Annotated in this window: 18 protein-coding genes; 3 read left to right on the top strand and 15 right to left on the bottom strand. The window is 71.2% G+C overall.

What is annotated here, in order from left to right; all coding sequences use genetic code 11:
• Positions 1–5: 5 nt before the first annotated feature.
• The 13 genes from D9C15_RS13730 to D9C15_RS13670 all read right to left on the bottom strand — a co-directional run bounded on the left by D9C15_RS13730 (position 6) and on the right by D9C15_RS13670 (position 14,316).
• The gene (locus tag D9C15_RS13730) at positions 6–3,056 is read right to left on the bottom strand and encodes an efflux RND transporter permease subunit (protein WP_127998110.1); all 3,051 of its coding nucleotides are present in this window, start codon (positions 3,054–3,056) and stop codon (positions 6–8) included.
• A 12-nt stretch (positions 3,057–3,068) separates the two neighbouring features.
• Positions 3,069–4,169: an efflux RND transporter periplasmic adaptor subunit gene (locus D9C15_RS13725; RefSeq protein WP_127998108.1), complete on the bottom strand. Its 1,101-nt coding sequence runs from the start codon at positions 4,167–4,169 to the stop codon at positions 3,069–3,071.
• Between the two features lie 103 nt (positions 4,170–4,272).
• Positions 4,273–4,761: a glycine zipper family protein gene (locus D9C15_RS13720; RefSeq protein WP_127998106.1), complete on the bottom strand. Its 489-nt coding sequence runs from the start codon at positions 4,759–4,761 to the stop codon at positions 4,273–4,275.
• Positions 4,758–5,033, bottom strand: coding sequence for a hypothetical protein (locus tag D9C15_RS13715; RefSeq protein WP_127998104.1), 276 nt, complete (start codon positions 5,031–5,033; stop codon positions 4,758–4,760). Before D9C15_RS13715 ends, D9C15_RS13720 begins: the two co-directional genes overlap by 4 nt.
• 69 nt (positions 5,034–5,102) lie before the next feature.
• Positions 5,103–5,468, bottom strand: coding sequence for a hypothetical protein (locus D9C15_RS13710; RefSeq protein ID WP_127998102.1), 366 nt, complete (start codon positions 5,466–5,468; stop codon positions 5,103–5,105).
• Positions 5,469–5,635: 167 nt separating this feature from the next.
• Positions 5,636–6,532: an alpha/beta fold hydrolase gene (locus tag D9C15_RS13705; protein WP_127998100.1), complete on the bottom strand. Its 897-nt coding sequence runs from the start codon at positions 6,530–6,532 to the stop codon at positions 5,636–5,638.
• A gap of 209 nt (positions 6,533–6,741) precedes the next feature.
• Positions 6,742–8,292: a glycerol-3-phosphate dehydrogenase gene (glpD, locus tag D9C15_RS13700; RefSeq protein WP_127998098.1), complete on the bottom strand. Its 1,551-nt coding sequence runs from the start codon at positions 8,290–8,292 to the stop codon at positions 6,742–6,744.
• Positions 8,285–8,584, bottom strand: a complete 300-nt coding sequence (locus D9C15_RS13695; protein WP_127998096.1) for a DUF2160 domain-containing protein — start codon at positions 8,582–8,584, stop codon at positions 8,285–8,287. Before D9C15_RS13695 ends, glpD begins: the two co-directional genes overlap by 8 nt.
• 12 nt (positions 8,585–8,596) lie before the next feature.
• Positions 8,597–9,397 (bottom strand): carbohydrate ABC transporter permease, encoded by an 801-nt coding sequence (locus D9C15_RS13690; RefSeq protein ID WP_127998094.1) that lies wholly within the window; start codon positions 9,395–9,397, stop codon positions 8,597–8,599.
• Positions 9,394–10,260, bottom strand: coding sequence for a carbohydrate ABC transporter permease (locus D9C15_RS13685; RefSeq protein WP_127998092.1), 867 nt, complete (start codon positions 10,258–10,260; stop codon positions 9,394–9,396). Before D9C15_RS13685 ends, D9C15_RS13690 begins: the two co-directional genes overlap by 4 nt.
• Complete coding sequence (locus D9C15_RS13680; protein ID WP_127998090.1) at positions 10,257–11,333, bottom strand: ABC transporter ATP-binding protein; 1,077 nt, start codon at positions 11,331–11,333, stop codon at positions 10,257–10,259. The genes D9C15_RS13685 and D9C15_RS13680 overlap by 4 nt, the downstream gene beginning before the upstream one ends.
• A 90-nt stretch (positions 11,334–11,423) precedes the next feature.
• Positions 11,424–12,485, bottom strand: a complete 1,062-nt coding sequence (locus tag D9C15_RS13675; protein ID WP_127998088.1) for an ABC transporter ATP-binding protein — start codon at positions 12,483–12,485, stop codon at positions 11,424–11,426.
• 82 nt (positions 12,486–12,567) lie between these two features.
• On the bottom strand, positions 12,568–14,316 hold the full coding sequence (locus D9C15_RS13670; RefSeq protein WP_205854797.1) for an ABC transporter substrate-binding protein: 1,749 nt from the start codon (positions 14,314–14,316) through the stop codon (positions 12,568–12,570).
• Between the two features lie 162 nt (positions 14,317–14,478).
• On the opposite strand from D9C15_RS13670, the gene D9C15_RS13665 reads away from it, so the two are divergent.
• Positions 14,479–15,255, top strand: a complete 777-nt coding sequence (locus tag D9C15_RS13665; RefSeq protein ID WP_127998086.1) for a DeoR/GlpR family DNA-binding transcription regulator — start codon at positions 14,479–14,481, stop codon at positions 15,253–15,255.
• On the top strand, positions 15,252–16,748 hold the full coding sequence (gene glpK / locus D9C15_RS13660) for a glycerol kinase GlpK (protein WP_127998084.1): 1,497 nt from the start codon (positions 15,252–15,254) through the stop codon (positions 16,746–16,748). Before D9C15_RS13665 ends, glpK begins: the two co-directional genes overlap by 4 nt.
• Before the next feature lie 19 nt (positions 16,749–16,767).
• On the opposite strand, the gene D9C15_RS13655 is transcribed toward glpK, so the two are convergent.
• Together D9C15_RS13655 and D9C15_RS13650 are read right to left on the bottom strand one after the other, a co-directional pair.
• Positions 16,768–19,575 carry a tetratricopeptide repeat protein gene (locus D9C15_RS13655; protein ID WP_127998082.1) on the bottom strand — a complete coding sequence of 936 codons (2,808 nt, stop codon included), beginning with the start codon at positions 19,573–19,575 and terminating at the stop codon, positions 16,768–16,770.
• A 199-nt stretch (positions 19,576–19,774) separates the two neighbouring features.
• Positions 19,775–20,164, bottom strand: coding sequence for a DUF4148 domain-containing protein (locus D9C15_RS13650; RefSeq protein WP_127998080.1), 390 nt, complete (start codon positions 20,162–20,164; stop codon positions 19,775–19,777).
• 133 nt (positions 20,165–20,297) lie between these two features.
• On the opposite strand from D9C15_RS13650, the gene D9C15_RS13645 reads away from it, so the two are divergent.
• Positions 20,298–20,936 (top strand): glutathione S-transferase family protein, encoded by a 639-nt coding sequence (locus D9C15_RS13645; RefSeq protein WP_127998078.1) that lies wholly within the window; start codon positions 20,298–20,300, stop codon positions 20,934–20,936.
• Positions 20,937–20,948: the final 12 nt, after the last annotated feature.

Here is a 20,948-nt window from a genome sequence, read left to right as displayed (position 1 = left end):
TCGGATCAGGCGGGGCGCCGGGCGCCGTACGCGGCGGCGTACAGCGCGGGCAGGAAGATCAGCGTGAGCAGGGTCGCGACGAACAGCCCGCCCATGATGGCCCAGGCCATCGGGCCCCAGAACACCGAGTGGGTGAGCGGGATCATCGCCAGGATGGCGGCCAGCGCGGTCAGCACGATCGGGCGCAGGCGCCGCACCGCCGACTCGACGATCGCGTCCCACAGCGGCTTGCCGGTCGCCACGTCGTGGTCGATCTGCACCACCAGGATCACCGAGTTGCGGATGATCATGCCGGCCAGCGCGATCACGCCCAGCATCGCGACGAAGCCGAACGGGATGCGGAAGGCCGCCAGGATCGCCGCGACGCCGATCAGCCCGAGCGGCGCGGTGGCCAGCACCAGCGCCATCTTCTTCATGTCCTGCAGCTGCACCATCAGCAGCAGCAGGATCGCGACGATGGCCAGCGGCATCACCGCCATGATCGAGGCCTGCGCCTTGGCGCTCGACTCCTGCGCGCCACCGAGCTCGATGCCGTAGCCCAGCGGCAGGGCGGCGGCCAGCGCGTCGATCCGGGGCTTCAGCGCACGCGTCACGTCGGGCGCCTCGGCGCCTTCGACGTCGGCGCGCACCGTCAGCGTGGGCACGCGGTTGCGCCGCCACAGCACGCTGTCCTCGCTGTCGAGCGACAGGCGGGCCACCTGCGAGACCGGCACGAACTGGCCGTTGCGCAGGTAGATCTTGGCGTCCTTCAGGTTGTTGAGGTCGCTGCGCTCGGGCTCGACCAGGCGTGCCACCACGTCGATGCCGTCGTCGCCTTCGCGGTACTGCGTCACCGTGCGACCGGACAGCGAGGTCTGCAGCGCGTCCTGGATCTCGCGCGAGGTGATGCCCAGCGCGCGCGCCTTGTCCTGGTCGACGTCGACCTTCAGCCGCTTCAGGCGTTCGCCCCAGTCCTGGTTGACGCGGCGCACGTTCGGGTGGGTGCGCAGGATCTCCGCCACCTGGTCGGCCGCGGCCTGCACCTGGGCGTTGTCGTTGCCGAACACGCGAAACTGCACCGGATAGCCCACCGGCGGGCCGTTCTCGAGGCGGTTGACGCGGCCGCGCACGAGCGGGAACTCGTTCGCAAACAGCGTGGTGATCTTCGCCAGCACACGCTCGCGCGCCTCGCCGCCCTTCGTCATCGCCATCATCTCGCCCAGGTTCAGGTTGGGCGTCTGCACGTCCAGCGGCAGGTAGAAGCGCGGGCTGCCGCTGCCGACGTAGCTGGTGACGGCCACGACGTCGGGGTCGCCCTTCAGCTTCGCCTCGAGCGCCATCACCTCGCGGTGGCTGGCCTCGAAGGTGGCTGCCTGCGGCATCCACAGGTCGACCATCAGCTCCGGCCGGTCGGAGGCGGGGAAGAACTGCTGCGGCACGGCCGCCTTGAACAGCGCCACCGACGCCACGAAGGCCGCCACGGTGATGCCGATCACCGTCCTGCGGTGCGCCAGGCACCGGTGCATGAAGCCGCGGAAGCGCGCGTAGAAGCCGCGCGCGTACACGGCGTCCTCGTCATGGTGGGCGTGCGCGTCCTCCTTCAGCAGCTTGAAGCCGATGTAGGGCGTGAAGACCACGGCCACGATCCAGCTCAGGATCAGCGAGATGCCGACCACCTGGAACAGCGAGAACACGTACTCGCCCGAGCCCGACTTGGCGAAGCCCACGGGCAGGAAACCCGCTGCGGTGATCAGCGTGCCGGTCAGCATCGGGAAGGCCGTCGCCGTGTACGCGTAGGTGGCGGCGCGGAACTTGTCCCAGCCCTGCTCGAGCTTGAGCGCCATCATCTCGACGGCGATGATCGCGTCGTCCACCAGCAGGCCGAGCGCGATGATCAGCGCCCCCAGCGAGATGCGCTGCAGCTCGATGCCGAGGAAGTACATCGTCAGGAAGGTCAGCGCCAGCACCAGCGGGATGCACAGCGCGACCACCAGGCCGGTGCGCAGCCCGAGCGACAGGAAGCTGACGGCCAGCACGATGACCACCGCCTCGGCCAGGCTCTTCTTGAACTCGTTGACCGAGGCCTTGACGACCTTGGGCTGGTCCGACACCGCGTGGATCTGCACGCCCACCGGCAGGCTGGCCTGCACGCGCGCCACCGTGGCGGTGAGCTGCTCGCCCAGGCGGATCACGTCGCCGCCCTTGCGCATGCTGACCGCCAGGCCGATGGCGGGCTCGCCGTTGAAGCGCATCTTCATCGTCGCCGGCTCGACCACGCCGCGCTTCACCTCGGCGATGTCGCCGAGCCGGAAGCTGCGCTCGCCGGCGCGGATGCCGATGTTGCGGATGGACTCGACCGAATCGAACTCGCCGCTGACGGCCAGGCGCACCTGCTCGGTCGAGGTCAGCACGGTGCCGGCGGCGCCGACGTGGTTGGTCGCAGCCAGCGTGCTGGTGATGATCTGCGGGTCCAGCCCCAGCGACGCCAGCTTGGCGTTGCTCGCCTCGATGTAGATCTTCTCGTCCTGCGCGCCGGTGAACTCGACCTTGTTGACGTCGGCCACGCGCAGGAACTCGTTGCGCGCGGCGTCGGCGAAGTCGCGCAGCTGGGCGTACGAGAAGCCGTCGCCGGTGAGCGCGTACAGGTTGCCGAAGGTGTCGCCGAACTCGTCGTTGAAGAACGGGCCCTTGACGCCCTGCGGCAGCGTGTGCTGGATGTCGCCGAGCTTCTTGCGCACCTGGTACCAGACCTGCGGCACGGCCTCGGGCGCGGTGTCCTCGCGCAGGGAGATCGTGATCTGCGTGACGCCGGGCTTGGCGTAGCTGGTCATGTAGTCGATCTCGGCCACTTCCTGCAGCTTCTTCTCGAGCTTGTCGGTCACCTGCTCGGCCATCTGCTGGGCCGAACTGCCCGGCCAGTGCGCCTGCACCAACATCGCCTTGACGGTGAACTCGGGATCCTCCTTCTGGCCCAGCTGCGTATAGGCCAGCACGCCGGCCACCGACAGCAGGATCAGCAGGAACACCACCATCTGGCGATGTTTCAGGGCCCATTCGGAGAGGTTGAGCTTGAGCATCTCGGCCTCGCTTCACTTCACCCGGGCGACCGTCTGCGCCGTCGGCACGACCTTGACCTTCTGCCCGGCGTACAGCATGTGCACGCCGGCGGTGACCACCGTCTCGCCGCCTTGCAGGCCCGAGGTGACGATCACGCTGTCGCCCTGGACGCCGCCGAGCTGCACCGGCCGCGCGGCGACCTGCGCGGTCGCGCCGTCGACGATCCACACCTGCGCCTGCTGGTCCTTGTGCAGCACGGCGGTCAGCGGCAGGCGGATCGCATGCCGGCCTTCGACGTCGGGCGCGAACACGCTGGCCGTCATGCCCAGCCGCAGCGCCGCGTCGGCGTCCTTGATGCTGATGCGCGCCGAGTAGGTGCGTGTCACGCTGTCGGTGTCGGGCGCGAGCTCGCGCAGCGCGCCCTGGTAGGCCTTGCCCGGCTGCGCCCAGACCGAGACGCGCAGCGACCGGGCCTCGCGCAGTTCGTCGACGCGCGACTCGGGGATGCTGACCAGCACCTCGCGCTCGCCGGCGGCGGCGAGCGTCACGACCACCTGCCCGGCCGAGACCACCTGGCCCGACTCGGCGCCGATCGCGCTGACCACGCCGTCGCGGTCGGCCACCAACTCGGTGTAGCCACGCTGGTTGACCTTGATCGCCTGCTGCGCCAGCGCCGCCTTCAGGTGAGATTCCGACTGCGCGAGCGCCAGGCGCGCCTGGTCCACCTCGGCCTGCGAGGCGAACTGGCGCTTCTGCAGGGCCTCGGTGCGCTCGAGGTCGGTGCGGTCCTGCGCGACGCGGGCGCGCGCGCCTTCGACGTCGGCCACCGCGGCCACCACCTGCAGCGCCTGCTGCTCGGGGTCGAGCCGCGCCAGCGGCTGGCCGCGCTTGACCGGGCTGCCCACCTCGACCAGGCGCGCGACGATGCGGCCCGAGGTCTGGAAGCCGAGCTTGCTCTCGTAGCGCGCCTGCACCACGCCGGAGTAGCTGGCGCCGACCGAGCCGTCGCTCGCGCCGACGACCTGGCTCTGCACCGGGCGGATGTCTTCGTGCGCGGGTTCCTTCTTGGAGCCGCACGCGGCGGCCAGTGCCGACAGCGCGAGCAGCGCGCCGAACGATCGGATGGAGTTCATGGTGTTTGCAGGGCCTCCGGATGGGGTGCTGCGCACTGTGGGCTGGCGGGGTTGCGGCACCGTTTCAGCGCCGCGCGGCAGATGACAACTGAAGTCAAGGCCGCTACTTGACGACGTAGCCGCGCGCTTCCATGCACGCGGCAAAGCCGCGGTCGTAGGTGCCGCGCTTCTGCGCAACGGCGGCCTGCTGCTGCAGCGCCTGCTGCTGTTGCGCGCTGAGCTGCCGGTTCTGCTGCATCTGCTGGCGCAGACCCGCGCCGAGCAGCCCCACGGCCGCCCCCTTGCTGGCGTCCCTGTCGGCCAGTTCGGCCACCGCGGCGCCGCCGGCCGCCCCGGCGACCATGCCGCCGGTGGAGGGGCCGGCCTGGGCCTGCTGCGGCGCCGGCTGTGCCTGCAAGGCGGCCGGATCGAAGCCCGACTGCTGCTTGGCCCACTCGTGGCATTCGAACTTGTCGCGCTCGGCCTGCTGCACACCCTGGCCCCTGGCGGGATAGAGCATCTGCCCGGTCGGTCCACGGCCGCTGGATTGCGCGTGCAGCGCGCCGGCGACCAGCGCGAGCGCGGGAAACAGGAGGTAGTGGTGCCGCTTCATCGCGGCGTCCCGCAGGTGACGGTGTTGCCGCCGCTGTCGGTGCACGAACCGCTGCGCGAGAAGCCCGAGCCCCTGGTCCAGGTGGCGCTGCCGTCGTAGCTGACGCCGGTGTTGGCGTTCGTCGCCGTCGTGTTGCGCGTGGCGGAAGCCGTGCTGCCGTCGGCGCTGCCGTTGCCGCTGACGCGGGCATTGCGGTCGAGCACCGGATCGGCGTGCGCCGCCAGGCAGGCCAACGCCGCACAGGCGGCAAGGAGGGAGATCTTGGTGTTCATGGCTGTGAATTCGGTTCGTTGGCGCGCCTCGGGGTGAGGCGCTCGACATGCTGGCGCGGGGCAGATGCCTCAGCCTGCGATGCATCCCTCGGTTTCGGCCTGGCGGCGCAACGCGGCGAGTTGCCGGTCGGCTTCATCGACCGCGGCCCGGCTGCTCGCCTTGCGTGCGACGACGATGAACGGCAGCACGGTCTTCCAGGCCTCGTCGCCCTTCTCGACCGCCTGTCGGCGCGCCTCCTGGACATGTTCCCGTTCGGCGGCGATGCGCCGGCAGGGGTCTGCGGCGGCCTGCACGGCGACGGGCCGGTCGGTCGTCGTGCCGGCGCCGGATTCCGGGTCGGCATGAATGGCGGGCCGGGTGGTGCAGCCCGCAGCGAACGCGAGCAGCAAGATCGTGGCGATGCCGACGTTGCGGCGGGTGGGGGTGGATTGCATCGGATGAAGTCCTGGGTCTGCCGGAGGGAGGGCTCGTGCCGCCTCGAACCGCGTGTGGAGGATGTGTACGAGGTCGAGTCGGCGGCGCGCCGCGAGGGCATTGGGCGCGGCGGTGATTGCGGCACGGTTGCGCCGCCGCGGCGCTCGATGACAGCTGAAAGCGCCGCTCAGGACGCCTGCAGGACGAGCCGCGCGCACGCGTCGAAGCGGTTGACGACGATCGACAGGTGCCCCTCGTCCGCACACCAGTGCAACCGACCGCGGGGCAGCGCCTGCGCGATGAAGCGGCCCATGGCCGGTGTCACGTGGCGGTCATGGCCGCCCTGGAACACATGCACGGGGGCGTCGATGCCGTGCAGCTCGCGCTCGCTGAACAGGGCGATGCGCCGGGCCTCGTACATCGCACCGCCGATGCCCTGCCGGTAGGCCGCGGCGAGGCTGGCACCGAAGATCGAGCGCACCGCGGCATCGCGGGACAGCAGCTCGCGGTCGGGAGCGGTGAGCATCGACGACAGGGCGTCGACGGCGCGCTCGACGTTCGCGCGGAACATCAGTCGGTCGAGCGCCAGCAGCGGGCTCACGAACCAGGGATGCAGGCGCGCGAGCGCGAACATCACGCGCAACAGCGGCAGCTGGCCGGCGCGCGCCTCGGGCCGGTGCATCGGGCCGGCCCCGGCGAGCAGGCCGACGGCCGACACCCGCTCCGGCAGGCGTCGCGCGCAGGCGAGTGCGTGCGCGCCGCCGCAGGACACGCCGACCAGGCCGAAGCGGCGGTGGCCGAGATGGTCTGCCAGGTCCGCCACGTCGCCGACGACGCTGTCGAGCGTGCCTTGCCGCGCCGGCGTGGAGTCGCCGAAGCCGGCGCGGTCGAAACCCACCAGCGCGATGCCGAGCGCCGCTGCCTGCGCCTGCACCAGCGCGGCCTGCAGCCGGGTGCCCGGGAAGCCGTGGAAGAAATAGATCGGCCGGCCCTGCGATACGCCGTAGATCCGGTAGGCGAGCTGGCGGCCGTCGCGCAGCCGCAGCGACCGGGCATGGTCGTTCGGCGCAGGGTCCACCTTCATGGCGCCGCCAGGGCCGGGAAGGGACGTTCGGTGCGTCATGCGAATGGCTCCATGAGCTTGCTGGACGAGGCTTGCGCCCCGCGGAGCCATTGCACCGGCGCTGGGTTGCCGCGCGCTTGCGGCGGGGCAGCGCTTGTTTGCAGCTGCAATGGAACCGGCCATGCCGTGCCGCCGGGACGCGGCCGGCGCCGGGAGCGTCCCGGCCGAGGTCAGGCCGTGGTTTCGAGCCGGCTCGCCACGTCCTCGCGCCAATGGGCGCGGCACCAGTCCTGCACCGCGGCGCGCTGAGCTGCGTCGTAGTGCAGGCCCAGCTTGCTGCGCCGCCACAGCACGTCGTCGGCGCAGCGGGCCCATTCGGTGCGGTGCAGGAACTGCAGCTCGCCCTCGTGCAGCCCGGGCGCGATCTCGGCGCCCAGCGGCGCGCGCAGCAACTCGTCGACGCGCGCGCCGTAGGCGCGGCAGAGCCGGCGCACCAGCGCCGGTGCCAGCGCCGGGTGGGCCAGCGAGACCGCCTGCACGAAGCGGCTGAAGTCGGTGTCGGGGCGCTGGGCACGCCCGATCACGGCGCTCAGGTCGCCGCCGGGCAGGAAGGCGCCCTCGGTCCAGGCGCCGCGTGGCGGCCGCAGCGGCGCGGCGAGCAGGTCGGCCGCCTCCTCCGCGAGCTTGCGGAAGGTGGTGATCTTGCCGCCCCAAACGTTGAGCAAGGGCGCCATCGCGGTGTCGAGCTCGAGCGAGTAGTCGCGTGTCACCGCGGACGGGTCGCCGGACTCGTCGTCGAGCAGCGGGCGCACCCCGGAGTAGCTCCAGGCCACGTCGGACGGCGCCACGGCGCGCTCGAAGTAGCGGCTCGCCTGCGCGCACAGGTAGGCGATCTCGTCGGCGTCGATGCGCGCCGCGCCGATCGCGCCGCGGTGCTCGACGTCGGTGGTGCCGATCAGCGTGAAGTCGCTCTCGTAGGGGATGGCGAAGATGATGCGCTTGTCGGGGTTCTGGAAGATGTAGGCATGGTCGTGCTCGAACATGCGCGGCACGACGATGTGGCTGCCCTTGACCAGGCGCAGCGTCTTCGGCTGCGCTGCATGCGCATGCTCGGCCAGGAACTGCGCCGCCCACGGGCCGGCGGCGTTGACCAGCGCACGCGCCGTCAGCGCCTGCTCGCCGCCGTCGGTGCCGCGCAGCGTGCAGCGCCACTGCGCCGGGCCGCGCTGGGCGTCGACGCAGGCGGTGCGGGTCAGCACCGTGGCGCCGCGCGCGCGCGCGTCGAGCGCGTTGAGCAGCACCAGGCGCGCGTCGTCGACCCAGCCGTCGGAATAGACGAAGCCCTTGGTGAACACCTTCTTCAGCGGCGCACCGGCCGGGTGTCGGTGCAGGTTCACCGTGGCCGAGCCGGGCAGCACCTCGCGGCGCGCCAGGTGGTCGTACAGGAACAGCCCGGCGCGGATCATCCACACCGGCCGCATGCCGGGATCGTGCGGCATCACGAAGCGCAGCGGCCACATGATGTGCGGCGCGCTCTTGAGCAGCACCTCGCGTTCGGCCAGCGCCTTGCGCACCAGCGAGAATTCGTAGTACTCGAGGTAGCGCAGCCCGCCGTGGATCAGCTTGGTCGACGACGAGGAGGTGTGCGAAGCGAGGTCGTCCTTCTCGACGAGCACCACGCGCAGGCCGCGGCCGGCCAGGTCGCGTGCGATGCCGGCGCCGTTGATGCCGCCGCCGACGACCAGCACGTCGCAGTCGAGCGCCCCGGCGGTCTCAGGCATAGCGGAACAGCACGAACGCCAGCGCCAGCGCCAGCGCGCTCGCGCCCCACAGCGGCGCGCCGAAGAAGGCCAGCCACAGCAGGTGGATGTAGCCGGCCGACAGCAGCGAGATGAACAGCCGGTCGCCGCGTGTGGTGGTCAGGCCGAGCATGCCGCGGCGCGGGCCGCCGCCCGGCACGCGCCACTCCCACAGGCCCATCAGCACCAGCAGCAGCACGATGACGCCCCAGAACAGCCCGGTCTGCCAGGTCCAGGCCATCCACCCGAGGCCGGCTTCGACGTTCGGTTGCATACGCGACCCCGCTCAGACGCGCCCGAGGGCGAAGCCCTTGGCGATGTAGTTGCGCACGAACCAGATCACCACCGCGCCGGGCACGATGGTCAGCGCGCCGGCGGCCGCCAGCAGGCCGAGCTCGTAGCCCGAGGTGCTGGCCGTGCGGGTCATGGTCGCGGCGATCGGCTTGGCCTCCACCGAGGTCAGCGTCTTGGCCAGCAGCAGCTCGACCCAGCTGAACATGAAGCAGAAGAAACACGCCACGCCGATGCCCGCGGCGATGGTGGGCATGAAGATCTTCACGAAGAAGCGCCAGAACGGATAACCGTCGACGAAGGCCGTCTCGTCGAGCTCGCGCGGCACGCCGGACATGAAGCCCTCCAGGATCCACACCGCCAGCGGGATGTTGAACAGGCAGTGCGCCAGCGCCACCGCGAGGTGGGTGTCGAACAGGCCGATCGAGGAGTACAGCTGGAAGAACGGCAGTGCGAACACCGCCGGCGGCGCCATGCGGTTGGTCAGCAGCCAGAAGAACAGGTGCTTGTCGCCCAGGAAGCGGTAGCGCGAGAACGCATAGGCCGCCGGCAGCGCCACCGTCACCGAGATCACCGTGTTGATCAGCACGTAGGTGATCGAGTTGACGTAGCCCATGTACCAGGTGCGGTCGGTCAGGATCTTGGTGTAGTTCTCCAGCGTGAACTGCTGCGGCCAGAGCGTGAAGCCGCCGAGGATCTCGTTGGTGTTCTTGAACGACATGTTCAGCAGCCAGTAGATCGGCAGCATCAGGAACACGATGTAGATCGTCGGGACGAGCCAGCTGAGGCGTCTCATCGTTCTTCGTCCTTGGTCATGACCGTGTAGAACAGCCAGGACAGCAGCAGGATGATCAGGAAGTAGATCAGCGACATGGCCGCGGCCGGGCCGAGGTCGAACTGGCCGAGCGCGATCTTCACCAGGTCGATCGACAGCAGCGTGGTCGCGTTGCCCGGGCCGCCGCCGGTCAGCACCACCGCCTCGGTGTAGATCATGAAGCTGTCCATGAAGCGCAGCAGCACCGCGATCAGCAGCACGTGCTTGAGCTTGGGCAGCTGGATATGGCGGAAGATCGCCCAGCGCGAGGCGCCGTCGATGCGCGCGGCCTGGTAGTAGGCGTCGGGAATGGCCGAGAGCCCGGCGTAGGCCAGCAGCACCACCAGCGAGGTCCAGTGCCAGACGTCCATCGCCACCAGCGTGATCCAGGCCGAGGTCGGCTGGCGGGTGTAGTTGAAGTCGAAGCCGAGCGCGTTCAGGCCGCGGCCCATCAGGCCGATGTCGGGCAGCGCGAAGATGTTCCACATCGCGCCGACCACGTTGTAGGGAATCAGCAGCGGCATCGCCATCAGCACCAGGCACACCGACACGCCCCAGCCCTTGTGCGGCATCGCCAGTGCGATGGCCACGCCCAGCGGCACCTGGATCGCCAGCACGATCGCGGTGAAGGCGATCTGGCGCGTGAGCGCCTCGCGGAAGCGCGGCGACTGCATCACCTGCTCGAACCAGCGCACGCCCTCGAAGAAGAACTCGTTGTTGCCGAAGGTCTCCTGCACCGAGTAGTTGACCACCGCCATCAGCGGGATCACGGCGTTGAAGGCCACCAGCAGCACCACCGGCAGCACCAGCCACCAGGCCTTGTGGTTGACGGTCCGCGTGCTCATTGCACCGCCCAGCCGTCGGCGTAGACGCGCGTGCGATTCGCGTCGAACGCGAGGTGCGCCTCGCCCTCGGGCACCGGCGCGCCCTCCGCGACGATCACCTTGATCAGCTGCTCGCCGGCGCGCGCGTCGACGATGCGGAAGCGCCCGACGTCGGCCGAACGCTCCACGCGCACCGGGATGCCGGCGTCGGCGAAGCGCACGAACTCCGGCCGCACGCCGATCTCGAGCGTCTTGCCGCGTGCGCCGGCCGTGTCGTGCGAGGCGGTCTCCACCGCCTGGCCGGCAAAGCGCGGCAGCCCGGCGGCGTCGAGCTCGCAGGGCAGCAGGTTCATGCCCGGCGAGCCGATGAAGTGGCCGACGAAGGTATGTGCCGGGCGCTCGAACAGCTCGACCGGCGTGCCGGACTGCACCACCTGGCCGTCGAACATCACCACCACCTGGTCGGCGAAGGTCAGCGCCTCGGTCTGGTCGTGCGTGACGTAGATCATCGTGCGCCCGACACGCTGGTGCAGCTCCTTGAGCTTGCTGCGCAGGCGCCACTTCAGGTGCGGGTCGATCACCGTCAGCGGCTCGTCGAACAGGATCGCCGCGACGTCCGAGCGCACCAGCCCGCGGCCGAGCGAGATCTTCTGCTTGCCGTCGGCGGTCAGCCCGGCGGCCCGGTCGTGCAGCGTCGCGGACAGGTCCAGCATCGCGGCGATCTCGGTGACACGCTGCTTCACCTCGGCCTCCGGCACGCCGCGGTTGCGCAGCGGGAAGGCCAGGTTGTCGAACACGCTCATCGTGTCGTAGACCACCGGGAACTGGAACACCTGGGCGATGTTGCGCTGGCCGGGCTCGAGGCGGGTCACGTCGCGCTCGCCGAACAGGATGCGGCCCTGGGTCGGCTGCAGCAGCCCGGAGATCAGGTTCAGCAGCGTGGTTTTGCCGCAGCCGGAGGGGCCGAGCAGCGCATAGGCGCCGCCGTCGGACCATTCCAGGTCCAGGCCGCGCAGCGCCCAGTCGGCGTCCACGGCCGGGCGGGGGTCGGCCCGGTAGCTGTGGCGCAGGTGGTCGAGGTGGATGCGTGCCATCTTGTCAGCGCCGCCCGGCCGCCCGAAGGCGCTGACGCGCCCCCGCGGGGGGCAGCGAACGAAGTGAGCGTGGGGGCTGTTTCACGGTGTTCAGGCGGCGATGCGCCGGCCGGCTTCGTCGAAGTACAGGCAGTGGTCGATGTCGAGCGCGAAGCGCGCTTGCTCGCCCACCGGGTGGAGTTGCACGCCGTGCGCCTGCGAGACCCAGGTCGTGCCGGCAAGCTGGAAGTGGGTGACGCTCTCCGAGCCGCTGATCTCGCAGATCAGCACCTTGCCCTGCACCGTGACGCCGGCCGCCGCGCCGGGGCGCACATGGTGCGGCCGCAAGGCCACGCTCAGCGCCGCGCCGGCGTGGCCGCGCAAGGCCGCGGGCGCGGGCCAGCGCACCTGCTCGTCGAGCACCACCTGGCCGTCGCGCAGGTGCGCGGCGGCGACGTTGATCGGCGGATCGGAGAACACCTTGGCGCTGGTCAGGTCCGCCGGCACGCGGTAGACCTCGGTGCAGCGGCCGAACTGGGTGACGCGGCCCTGGTGCAGCGTGGCCACGTGGCCGCCCAGCAGCAGCGCCTCGGCCGGCTCGGTGGTGGCGTAGACCACGGTGCAGCCGCGGTCGGCGAACAGGCGCGGCAGTTCGTCGCGCAGCGACTCGCGCAGCTTGTAGTCGAGGTTGGCGAGCGGTTCGTCGAGCAGCACCAGCGTGGCATCCTTGACCAGCGCGCGGGCCAGCGCGGTGCGCTGCTGCTGGCCGCCGGACAGCTCGGCCGGCTTGCGGTCCAGCAGCGGCGCGAGGCGCAGCAGCTCGGCGATGCGGCCGACCCGCTCCTTCACCTGCGCGGCCGGGGTGTGCGTCACGCGCAGCGGCGAGGCGATGTTCTCGAACACGCTCAGGTTCGGGTAGTTGATGAACTGCTGGTAGACCATCGACACGCCGCGCTGCTGCACCGGCACGCCGGTGACGTCGCGCCCGTCGACGCGCAGCCGGCCTTCGCTGGGCTTCACCAGGCCGGCCATCAGGCGCAGCAGCGTGGTCTTGCCGGCCAGCGTCTCGCCCAGCAGCGTGTTGAATCCGCCCGCCTCGAGGGCGAGCGTGGTGGGGTGGATGTGGGTCTGCCCGCCGACGCGCAGGCAGACGTCCTGGAGTTCGAGGGTCACGGTCCGTCGGGCGTCGGTCGGAAGGAGGGGCCGCGGCGGCGTTGTGCCGCCGCGGCAGGGCAGGCCAGGGCGGCTCAGGCCCTCACTTGGCGGCGGTCCAGCGCTTGACGATCTCCTCGTACGGCATCGTCACGCCCTTGGGCTTCTCGTTGGCCAGCTTGGCCTTGGGGCCGTCGGGCTTGCCGAGCCATTCCTTGGGGTCCACCGGCTTGTTCAGCCGCGGGCCGCAGCCGCCGTAGACCTTGGCCTTCTCGTCGGCCTCCTGCATGCGCGCCATCACCTGGTCCATCTCGCCGGCCAGGCGGTCCATCGCCTGCTGCGGCGTGAACGCGCCGGAGTTCACGTCGCCGATCTGCTGCCACCACAGCTGCGCGAGCTTCGGATAGTCGGGCACGTTGACGCCGGTGGGCGACCACATCACGCGGTCGGGCGAGCGGTAGAACTCCACCAGGCCGCCGAGCTTGGGTGCGCGCTCGGTGAACGAGGCATGGCGCACCGTGCTGTCGCGGATGAAGGTCAGCCCGACATGGCTCTTCTTCGTGTCGACGGTCTTGCTGACGACGAACTGCGCGTACAGCCAGGCGGCCTTGCGGCGGTTCACCGGGGTGCTCTTGAACAGCGTCCACGAGCCGGCGTCCTGGTAGCCGAGCTTCATGCCGTCCTGCCAGTAGCTGCCCTTGGGCGAGGGGGCCATGCGCCACAGCGGCATGCCCTTGTCGTCCACCGTGTTGTTGCCGTCCTTCTTGGGCGCCACCATCGAGGCGGTGAAGGCGGTGTACCAGAACACCTGCTGCGCCACGTTGCCCTGCGCCAGCGCCGGCAGCGACTGGTAGAAGTCGTAGTCGGCCGCACCCGGCGGGGCGTACTTGCGCAGCCACTCGTCCCACTTGGCGATCGCGTAGACCGAGGCCGGGCCGTTGGTCTCGCCGCCACGGCTGACGCTCGCGCCGGCCGGGTTGCACGAACCCTTCTCCATGCGGATGCCCCACTCGTCGATCGGGCGGCCGTTCGGCAGGCCCTGGCTGGAGGCGCCGGCCATCGACAGCCAGGCGTCGGTCATGCGCCAGCCCAGGTCGGGCGCGCGCTTGCCGTAGTCCATGTGGCCGTAGATGCGCTTGCCGTCGATCTCCTTCACGTCCTCGGAGAAGAACTTGGCGATGTCCTCGTAGGCGCTCCAGTTCACCGGCACGCCCAGGTCGTAGCCGTACTTCTCCTTGAACTTGGCCTTCAGGTCGGCGCGGTCGAACCAGTCCTTGCGGAACCAGTACAGGTTGGCGAACTGCTGGTCGGGCAGCTGCCAGAGCTTGCCGTCCGGGCCGGTGGTGAAGCTGGCGCCGATGAAGTCCTTCACGTCCAGCATCGGGTTGGTGACGTCCTTGCCCTCGCCGGCCATCCAGTCGGAGAGGTTCACCGCCGACTGCAGGCGCGAGTGCGTGCCGATCAGGTCGGAGTCGTTGATGTAGGCGTCGTACAGGTTGCGGTTGGTCTGCATCTGGGTCTGCACCGCCTGCACGACCTCGCCCTCGCCGAGCAACTGGTGGTTGACCTTGATGCCGGTGATCTCCTCGAAGGCCTTGGCCAGCGTCTTCGATTCGTACTCATGCGTCGGGATGGTCTCCGACAGGACGTTGATCTCGAGGCCCTTGAACGGCTTGGCCGCGTTGATGAACCACTCCATCTCCTTCTGCTGGTCGGCCTTGCTCAGCGCGGAGGGCTGGAACTCGTTGTCGATCCAGCGCTTGGCGGCGGCCGGGTCGGCCTGGGTGGATCCGGTGAACAGCGCCAGCGCCGCGCAGGCGATCGCCGTCGGCAGCGGCCTCGACATGGTCATGGTGGTCTCCTCGTTCGAAGGGTTCTCCGGCCCTGGGGTTCGGACCGTGGCGCGGATGATGGTTCGCGCCAAAACGAATGTCATTCGAGCAAACCCGAACGAAAGCGAACATAAAAGGAAAACCCTATTGGCGTCTGCGGAAGCCCATGACAGCCTCGCGCCATGCCTGCTCTCGTTCCCAATCCGCGCCAGGCCGAGCTGCTGGAGGCGGTGCGCACCCAGGGCTCGATGACGGTGGAGTCGCTCGCCGAGCAGTTCGGCGTCACGCTGCAGACGGTGCGGCGCGACGTCAAGCTGCTCGCCGACGAGGGCCTGCTGGCGCGCTTCCACGGCGGCGTGCGCGTGCCGGCCTCCACCACCGAGAACATCGCCTACCGGCAGCGCCAGCAGCTCAACGCCAGCGCCAAGCAGCGCATCGCGCGTGCGGTGGCCAAGGCGGTGCCCGAGGGCTGCTCGCTGATCCTGAACATCGGCACCACCACCGAGGCGGTGGCGCGCGAGCTGCTGCGCCACAAGGGCCTGCGCGTGATCACCAACAACCTGAACGTGGCGGCGATACTCTCCGACAACCCCGACTGCGAGGTGATCGTCGCCGGCGGCGTGGTGCGCTCGCGCGACCGCGGCATCGTCGGCGAGGCGACGGTGGACTTCATCACCCAGTTCAAGGTCGACATCGGCCTGATCGGCATCTCGGCCATCGAGTCCGACGGCACGCTGCGCGACTTCGACTACCGCGAGGTGAAGGTGGCCAAGGCCATCATCGAGCATTCGCGCGAGGTCTGGCTGGCCGCCGACCACAGCAAGTTCAACCGGCCGGCGATGGTGCAGCTGGCGCGGCTGGACCAGATCGACGCGCTGTTCACCGACGTGCAACCGCCGCCGCCGTTTCCCGCGCTGCTGGCCGAGGCCGGCGTGCAATTGCATGTGACCGAACCATGAAGAGCCATCTGCTGGCCCTGGACCAGGGCACCTCCAGCTCGCGCAGCATCGTGTTCCACCGCGACGGCCACATCGTCGCGATGGCGCAGCGCGAGTTCCGCCAGATCTTCCCGCAGCCGGGCTGGGTGGAGCACGATCCGCTGGAGATCTGGCAGACCCAGCTGGCCACCGCGCAGGAGGCGATCGCCAAGGCCGGCCTGAGCGCAGGCGACATCGCCTCGATCGGCATCACCAACCAGCGCGAGACGACGGTGGTGTGGAACCGCGCGACCGGCGCGCCGCTGCACAACGCGATCGTCTGGCAGGACCGCCGCACCGCCGACGCCTGCGCTGCGCTGCGCGAGGCGGGCCACGGCGATCTGTTCCGGCGCAAGACGGGCCTGGTGCTCGACCCGTACTTCTCCGGCACCAAGCTCGCGTGGATCCTCGACCATGTCGACGGCGCCCGCGCCGCGGCCGCGCGCGGCGAACTCGCCTTCGGCACCGTGGACAGCTGGCTGATGTGGCAGCTCACGGGGGGGGCGGTGCACGCCACCGACGTCAGCAACGCCGCGCGCACGCTGATGCTGGACGTGCACACGAACCGCTGGGACGACGCGCTGCTCGCCGCGCTGCGCGTGCCGCGCGAGGTGCTGCCGCGGGTGTGCCCCTCGAGCCACGTGTACGGCACGACGAAGGCGGCGCTGCTCGGCGCCGCACTGCCGATCGGCGGCGTCGCGGGCGACCAGCAGAGCGCGCTGTTCGGCCAGGCCTGCTTCAAGGCCGGCCTGGCGAAGAACACCTACGGCACCGGCTGCTTCATGCTGATGCACACCGGCACCGCGTTCCAGACCAGCGCCAACGGGCTGATCACGACGAGCGCCGCGCAGCCGTCGACGACGCCCGAGTTCGCGCTCGAGGGCAGCGTGTTCATCGGCGGCGCGGTGGTGCAGTGGCTGCGCGACGGCCTGCACGCGATCAAGGCCAGCGGCGAGGTGCAGCAGCTCGCTCAGAGCGTGCCCGATGCCGGCGGCGTGATGTTCGTGCCGGCCTTCACCGGGCTCGGCGCGCCCTACTGGCAGCCCGAGGCACGCGGCGCGATCGTGGGGCTCTCGCGCGGCAGCACGGTGGCGCACATCGCGCGTGCGGCACTCGAGAGCATCGCCTTCCAGAGTGCCGCGCTGCTGGCCGCGATGAGCCGCGACGCGGTCGCTGCCGGCGCCGCCCCGGTGGCCGAGCTGCGCGTGGACGGCGGCGCCTGCGTGAACGACCTGCTGATGCAGTTCCAGGCCGACCTGCTCGGCATCCCGGTGGTGCGGCCTAAGGTGATCGAGACCACCGCGCTCGGCGCGGCCTACCTCGCCGGGCTGTCGGCCGGCGTGTACCGCAGCCTCGACGAACTGGCCGCGCAGTGGCAGGTCGAGCGGCGCTTCCTGCCGACCCTGCCGCGCGAGCAGGCCGCCGAGCGCATGGCCGCGTGGGAACGCGCGGTGCGGCAGGCGACGGCGGCGTGAGCGGCTGACCCGTCCGCCGTCAGGCTTCCCCGGGCCGCAGCCCGGCCAGGTGCGCGCCGATCGCACGGGTGTCGGGGTGGTCCGGCCCGAGCGCCGCGAGTGCCACTCGATGGGCACGCTGCAGCAACGGCACCGCCTCGGCGGCGCGGCCCGTGTCCAGCAGAAGAAGCGCGAGGTTGTTCAGGCTCGTGGCGACCTCAGGGTGGTCCGGCCCGTGGCTGGACTCGGCAATCTGCAAGGCGCGCCGGGCCAGCGGCTCGGCTTCGCCCGCACGGGCCGTCAGGCGCAGCAGCTCGCCCAGGTTGCCGAGGTCCCGGCCGACGCTCGGATGCCCGGTCCCGAAACACGCCTCGTCGATGGCCAGCGCCCGGCGCATCAGGGGCTCCGCCTCGGCGGGACGATCGGCCGCCAGCAGCAGCGCGCCCAGGTTGCTGAGGTCGATGGCCACCGTCGGGTGCTGGGCGCCGAAGCTCGCTTCGTCGATGGCCAGCGCCCGCCGCATCAAGGGTTCGGCCTCGTTCGGGCGCTGCGAGACCTGCAGCAGCTGCGCGAGGTTGCTCAGGCGCGTGGCGACCACCGGGTGGTCCGGTCCGGCCTGCGCCTCGCCGATGGCCAATGCCCGGCGCATCAGCGGTTCGGCGTCGGCCAGGCGGCTCCGCCGCTTCAGCAGCTGGGCCAGGTTGGTGAGCCGGATCGCCACGTCCGCATGCTGCGCCCCGAGCGCCGCCTCGCTGACGGACAGCGCGCGGCGCAGCAGCGGCTCGGCCTCGGCCAGCCGGTTCGCCGCCAGCAGCAGCCCGGCGAGGTTGCTGAGCAGGGTGGCGACCTTCGGATGGCCGGCACCGAGGCGGGCCTCGCCGATGGCCAGGGCACGCCGCAGCAGCGGTTCGGCCTCGGCCGGCCGGTTGGTGTCCTTCAGCAGCTCGGCCAGATTGTTGAGCCGCGTCGCGACTTCCGGGTCGTCCGCGCCGCGGTAGTCCTCGTCGAGGGTCAGGGCCCGGCGCAGCAGCGGTTCGGCGCGCTCATGCAGCGCCTTGGCGTGCACCAGCCTACCCGCCTGGTCGATCAGCGGTGCGGCCGCCGGGCCGAGGCCCTCCCGGTCCGCCGCGCCGGCCACCGCCTCGGCATGGGGCAGGAGCGGGTCGAGCACCGGCCAGCTGCGCACGTCCCACGGATCGCCCTGGAAGGCGGCATCGATCCAGAGCAGCGATTCGGCCAGCAGCTCGATACGCAAGGGCTCGGCCAGCCCGGAGCGCGTCACCTCCTGGACCAGGCGATGCACGCCGAAGCGCGGCTGCAGGTCGTCCCGGCGCACGAGCGACAGCGCGGCCAGCTCGGCGAGCGCGGCCAGGCCCGCGTCGGCCACGGGATCCGGCTCGATCCCGCGCACCGCCAGCAGCGACTCCGGCACCGCAGCCGGCGCGAGCCAGCTCAAGCGCTGCAGCAGCCGCAGGGCGGGTGCCGAGAGCCGGGCCACCGAGGTCTGCCAGGTGGCGGCCACGCTGCGCGGATAACCCATCACGCGGCCGTCGAACCAGCCGAGCAGCCTGTCGCGGCTGTGGTTCCATTGCTGCAGGTAGTCGTGCAGCGTCAGGCGCAGCAGGCCGACATGCGCCCCGGCCTGCTCCAGCGCGAGCGGCAGTCCGCCGAGTTCGCCGGCGAGCTGCAGGGCGATGTCGTCGTCGTCGTCGCGCGGGCGCCGCCGCCCCGCGGTGCGCTCGAGCAGGAAGGCGGCGGCGTCGGCCGGATCCAGTTCGTCGACGCGCAGCAGCGCTGCGGAACCCCCCCAGCGCTCAGGCCCGAGCCGGCTGGTGACCAGCACCTGGCCGCCGCTCAGCGGCGCGAGGCGCGACTCCACCGCGGCGGCGGCCTCCTCGCTGTCGACGTTGTCGGCGATCAGCAGCCAGCCCGGGTGGGTAGCCAGCCAGCGCAGCACGGCGCCGATGCGCTCGTCCTGCTCGCGCGACTGGTGCTCGGGCAGGTCCAGCACGCCGGGCGAGGCCAGCGCGGCCAGCGAGCGATCGAGCGCATCGGCATCGGCGGCGGCGGCGAACAGCAGCGCCGAGTGCTCGCGCGCCTGCGCCCAGGCGAACTCCAGCGCCAGACGTGACTTGCCGACCCCGCCCAGGCCGCTGAGCACGCACACCGCGGCCGCCCTGCCGGCCGGCGGCGGCGGGCCGAGCGTGGCCGCGAGCGCGCGCATCAGGGCATCCCGACCGCTGAAGTACAGGTTCGGGCGCAGCGGCAGGTTGCCCCGCGTCGCGCCGCCATGGCGCACCAGGTCGCCCAGCGGCGACCGCAGCACCTCGATGGCCAGGCGGGCGGCGTCGGCGAAGCGGATCTCGACATGACGCTCGATCGCGGCCAGCCGCGCCAGGTGATCCCGCTGCAGGCGGCGCTGCGTGTCGTCGGGCGCGTAGCGCGGGTCGCGTGGAGCATCGGCCGCCGGCGCACACACGATCACGCGCCGCCCGTGGTACAGGGCCAGCCAGGCCTCCCACTGGGTGTAGGGCAAGCCGGGCCCGTGGTCGGCGAGAAAGGGAGCGAGCGCCGGGAAACGATCGCCCAGGTCCGGGTACCGCTTCCGGATCGCAGCCACCGAGGGCGGCTGGGCGAAGGCGCCGGTCATGTCACCGACGAGATGGACCACCCCGTCGCAGATGCTCAGGTAGTCGTCGAGCTTTTCCAGCGTGGTGGCGCCCCCGGCAGCGAAGTCTTCCTGCACCGCCACCGACACGTCGGCGCGGGACAGGTCGCGCCGCAAGGGCTCGCGGAGGTTGCCGAACTCGGCACTGACCCCGGACAGGAACAGTTGGGCGACCGTCATGGCGGCATGGAGCGCTCCCGATGCGGCGATGGTGCCATGCGAGTTCCTCGAGCGGGGCGTCCGGATCGCCACGGCGCTTTTCGCACGGGCCGTGCGGCGGCGGCGAACCCGACACCGGGCCCAGCACACCGGCCGGCGCGCGCCCTGCGAGGGCCGCCCGGTCGAGGGCTGCACCCGCGCGGGCCGACCCGAGGGGCTGTCAGTTCGCCGCCTGCGCCATCTGCCGCTCGAGCGCGCGCAGGCCGGCGGCGCGGATCAGCTCGGCCTGCGCCGGCGTCGGCACGCGCAGTCCTTCCTCGTCGGCGCCGATCAGGCCCAGGCGCAGCGCCTCGCGGGCCTCGGCGACCACCTGGGCGCGCGACAGCATCGACACGGGCTGCGGCGCCGGCGAGGCCTCGCCCCAGCGCAGGGCCTCCAGCGTGCCGTCGCGGCGCGCGGCCTCGAGTTCGGCGATCACCTCGGCGCGGCTGCGCGAGGAGAGCTGGTCGGCGTTCGGGAAGTCCTGCGTGCCTTCCATCGCGAAGGTCGCGGCGGCGGCGCCGGACAGCGCGATGGCGACGGTGAGGGCGAGAAGAGAGCGTGCGGTCATGGTCGTGTCCTGCTGGGGTGGAGGGCATGTCGGGATCGACATGCGTTCACTCTAGGAACCGGGCCTCACGCCCCCCGCACGCGCCGATGACATTTCGGTCACGCCGGGCACGCGCGGGCACTACGATGCGCGCATGCTCACCCTGCACTATTCCCCCACCGACGCCAGCATGACCCCGCACATGGTGCTGGAGGAACTCGGCGTGCCCTTCGAACTGGCGCTGGTCGACCGCTCGCGCGACGCGCAGCATTCGCCGGCCTACCTGAAGCTCAACCCGAACGGCCGCATCCCGGTGCTGGTGGACGGCGACCTGGTGCTGTACGAAACCGCTGCCGTCGCGCTGCACCTGGCCGACACCCACCCCGCGGCCGGCCTGGCCCCGCCGCTGGGCACGCCCGAGCGCGGCGAGTTCTACAAGTGGCTGTGCTGGCTCACCAACACGCTGCAGGCCGAGCTGATGCTGTACTTCTATCCCGAGCGCTGGACCCGCACGCCGTCCGCCGCCGCCGAGCTGAAGGGCTGCGCCGAGGCGCGGGTGGCCGGCATGGTCGACCAGCTCGAGGCGCAGCTGGCGCGCTCCGGCGGGCCCTGGTTCCTCGGCGCGCGCTACACCGTGCTCGACCCCTACGTGCTGATGCTGTGCCGCTGGACGCGCGGCATGGCGCGCCCCGCGCGCAGCCTGCCCGGCCTGCTGCCCTACCTGCAGCGTGTGCATGCGCGCCCGGCGGTGCAGCGTGTCTATGCACGCGAGGGCATGGAGCAGCCGTTCTGACGGCTGCCCGGC

This window comes from Piscinibacter defluvii (assembly GCF_004011805.1).
Classification (GTDB): domain Bacteria; phylum Pseudomonadota; class Gammaproteobacteria; order Burkholderiales; family Burkholderiaceae_C; genus Piscinibacter; species Piscinibacter defluvii.
The sequence above is the reverse complement of the archived record's forward strand: the minus strand, read 5'-3'. Positions and strand labels throughout refer to the sequence as shown.